We start from the raw sequence: 3,745 nt of genomic DNA on the forward strand, positions 1-3,745 counted from the left end.
GATAAATGCAGGGCTTCGGCGCAATAAGCTACGGAAGGCAAGCCCTGGTTCTGTGGCTTATCGGATGAGAAATAACCTTTCAATAAATGTTCAAACCGTTCCAGGATCCCTTTATTTGCATGGTCGCGCGTAATGAACTGGCGATCGTAAAAACGGATGCAGTAATTGAGCAGCAGCTCAATGTTGGATGCAATCAGTCTTTTGCTGTGCTTGTCTATATTTTGATCAAGTTCATACCCGATCTTGGAGAAGCAATCGATCACAATACTCTTCTCTTTATCCGACAGGTGAAGCGCTTCATTTACATCATACGAAAAGAAAGAATAATCCTGCATGTGTTTGCCCAACGAAGTGCCGTTTATCAGGTCGGGATGAAAGAGCAATACCCAGCCCTTCGGGGCAAAGAGCTCAACGCCGGGTTCCACACCTAACACCTGTCCGGGCGCTACAAATATCAGACTTCCTTCCTGGTAGTCATAGTGACTTCTTCCATAGCGCAATTGGCCATAGTTCAGTTCTTTCAGACCTACCGCATACAAACCCAGGTTGAATGTTCTGGCGGGCATCGGTTGCGCTTTCGAGAGGTCGATCACCGTAACCAGAGGATGTTTGGTAGTTACGCCCCGTATGGAATTGTATTGTGCGATGCTGTCAATTCTTATAATCTCTTCCATACTTCATTCTTTTATCATTACAAAATTACAAATTCCGGCAAGCCCTTTTGATACCGGCCCTCCCAATCAGTAATATTGGTAGGAAAACCCGTAATCTGTATACAAAACGGCTCGCCCTTCCTATGCAATTTTGCAGCAGAAAACATACAAAATGAAAACACGACAATTAGGAAACTCAGGATTAGCAGTGTCTGAACTTGGTTTTGGCTGCATGGGATTAAGCCATGGTTATGGTCCGGCAACAAATGAAAACGATGCTATTGCACTCATTCAAAAAGCCTATGGATCGGGCATTACTTTCTTTGATACCGCTGAAGTGTATGGGCAAGGCGCCAATGAGCAGCTGGTGGGAAAAGCGTTGCATGATGTACGTGATAAAGTGATCATTGCTACTAAGTTTGGCTTTAAGAACGGCAAACACACAGATGGCCTGGATAGCCGGCCGGAACGCATCAGACAGGTGGCGGAAAAATCGCTCCGGAATCTGCAAACCGATTATATTGACTTATTTTATCAACACCGCGTGGATACGGATGTGCCTGTTGAAGACGTTGCCGGAACCATAAAAGATCTGATTGCCGAAGGCAAAGTAAAACACTTCGGTATGAGTGAAGCCGGCGCGCAAAGTATACGCAGGGCGCATGCCGTACAACCCGTGGCAGCCCTGCAAAGCGAGTACTCCATGTTCTGGCGCGAACCTGAAAAAGAGATCATTCCATTGCTTGAAGAATTGAACATTGGCTTCGTTCCGTTCAGCCCGCTGGGCAAAGGATTTTTAACGGGTAAGATGAATGCGGACACTGAATTTGACAAGACCGATGCCAGAAATATCCTTCCTCGTTTTACCAAAGAAAACCGTGAAGCAAATCAGGCCGTTGTTGACCTTGTAACAAAGATTGCGGGAGAACAGAACGCAACGCCAGCGCAGATCGCATTGGCATGGCTGCTGGCGCAAAAGCCATGGATCGCACCGATTCCGGGAACCACAAAAATGACCCGCCTGGAAGAAAATATAGGTGGTGCACACATCACCTTGAGCAATGATGATTTAGCCAATATCAACAGGGCTTTGGACAGCATCCGCCTTCAGGGAGAACGTTATCCCGCAAGCATGGCACACCTGCAAGGCAGGTAAGCAAATTATACTCCCGGTAATCTAATACAGATAGGTATAAAGTGATGAACATAACATTAAATAACGGCATAAAAATGCCGCTGCTTGGTTTTGGCACCTACTTGCTTCGGGACGGTTCAGCGTGTGAGCAGTCAGTGCTAAATGCTTTAAATACTGGCTACAGACTGATCGACACAGCTGCAGCTTATAATAATGAGGGATCGGTGGGCAGGGCGATTAAAAAAAGTAATGTCAAACGGGAAGAGATCTTTGTGACCACAAAATTTTTGCCGGCGGATCCCGGGTACGAAAAAGCAAAGCATGCCTTTGAAGCATCGCTAAAAAAACTGGGGCTTGACTATATTGATCTATACTTGATCCATATCCCGCAGGGAGACGTAAATTCCTCCTGGACAGCAATGGAAGAGTTGTATAAAGAAGGTAAAGTAAGGGCCATAGGTGTAAGTAATTTCAATATGGATCAGATTCAGGATTTACTTAGGCAGCATAGTGTGATACCAGCAGTCAATCAGGTGGAAACACACCCATTTTCCCAAAGAACAGCAATGCAGGAAGCGCTGAAATCTCAGGGCATCCGGTTGGAGTCATGGGCCCCCTTTGCTCAGGGTAAAAACAATCTTTTTAATAATGAGCTTTTAAAAGCACTTTCAGGCAAATATAATAAGAGCATTGCCCAGGTGGTTCTACGATGGTTAATTCAAAAAGAGGTCGTGGTTATTCCGAAATCAGCAAATATGAAAAGGATCATTGAAAATTTCAATGTATTTGACTTTGAGTTGACTTCCGATGATATGATAACGATCAAATCGCTGGATAAAGGCAGGGGGCTAATTTATCATGTTTAAAAAAACGGCTTGCCCTTCTTCCGCAATTTGCAGCTGCAAACACACAAAACATACAAAATAAAAATACGGCATTCAGGAACCTCAGGAGCCTGACCAAACAGTCTCCTGAGATCCCGAAGCCTTTGTTCTTTTACCCGCCCGGCCCGGTTTAACCCCTCGTTAGCATAGAGGCGATCATCAATTCGAGCTTTCGTTCATTGTTCTCACTTATCTGGAAATTCGAGAACACGATGCGTCCATGTCCATCTATCAGAAAATTTGTAGGCTGGCCGATAACTTTATAGGTTTGTTCAGCCCATTCGGCAGTACCCCGCAAAGGAACGAAGGAATATCCGGTACCCTGCAGAAAAGGCAGTACGTAATCATCCTGGATGGGATCTACATTTACAGCGAGGTACGCAATGTTTTTGCCCTGGAATCTTTTCAGCACGTTCTCGAAGTGCGGGAACTCAGCGCGGCAGGGGCCGCAGCCGGGGAACCAGAAGGTTAGCAACACTACTTTACCCTTATAATCTGCTAAAGCCGCTTTCTTATCGGAAGTATACAGCCCCAATTCGAATGGAGGCGCCTGTGTAATGAATTTTTCCCTTGCCTGCCAAATGTCTTTCTCCACCTCGTCGTTGCTCTTCTTTAAGGCGGCGCCTAATTTTGTAAGCGAGGATCGTACCAGATCATCGGGCGACGCAGACTCCACTGCTACCAGGTTGTGGTAAGCCGCTTGTGTTTGCCCGTTCTGATGCATAGTAGTGGCTTTCAACACAACCAGCTCACTCCCAAAAGCCGAATTACGCGGCGCCTTTAACTGCGCCAGCTGTTTCAATGCTTCCGGGTATTTTTTGGCTTTCAGCAATGCATTCACCCGCTCCATGCCCCTTGCCAGCGATTGCCGGAGATCCCATCCATTATCGGCGCCCATAGTCTTTGCCAGTTCCATTGCTTTGCCGGTTTGACCAGCTTCCAGGTAGGTATCGTATAAAACACTCATTCCGTTACCGGACCACCAGAATTTACCGGGGTCGTACAACGCACGCAGCTGCTCCAGCGCCCTGATCTTCCCGGCTGTATCGCTGGTGTGTACGGCCACCTCGTAC

General features: G+C 46.6%; 4 protein-coding genes. 2 read left to right on the forward strand and 2 right to left on the reverse strand.

What is annotated here, in order from left to right; genetic code table 11:
- On the reverse strand, positions 1-674 hold a 674-nt coding region (locus VIM72_RS07360; protein ID WP_332002190.1), incomplete at its 3' end, for an AraC family transcriptional regulator.
- 151 nt (positions 675-825) lie between these two features.
- Here VIM72_RS07360 and VIM72_RS07365 point away from each other — a divergent pair.
- Together VIM72_RS07365 and VIM72_RS07370 are read left to right on the forward strand one after the other, a co-directional pair.
- On the forward strand, positions 826-1,809 hold the full coding sequence (locus VIM72_RS07365) for an aldo/keto reductase (protein ID WP_332002191.1): 984 nt from the start codon (positions 826-828) through the stop codon (positions 1,807-1,809).
- 44 nt (positions 1,810-1,853) lie between these two features.
- On the forward strand, positions 1,854-2,654 hold the full coding sequence (locus VIM72_RS07370) for an aldo/keto reductase (RefSeq protein ID WP_332002192.1): 801 nt from the start codon (positions 1,854-1,856) through the stop codon (positions 2,652-2,654).
- A gap of 148 nt (positions 2,655-2,802) precedes the next feature.
- On the opposite strand, the gene VIM72_RS07375 is transcribed toward VIM72_RS07370, so the two are convergent.
- The coding region (locus VIM72_RS07375) for a TlpA disulfide reductase family protein (RefSeq protein WP_332002193.1) at positions 2,803-3,745 on the reverse strand (943 nt) is incomplete at its 5' end.

The organism is Chitinophaga sp., from assembly GCF_036569185.1.
Classification (GTDB): Bacteria; Bacteroidota; Bacteroidia; order Chitinophagales; family Chitinophagaceae; genus Chitinophaga.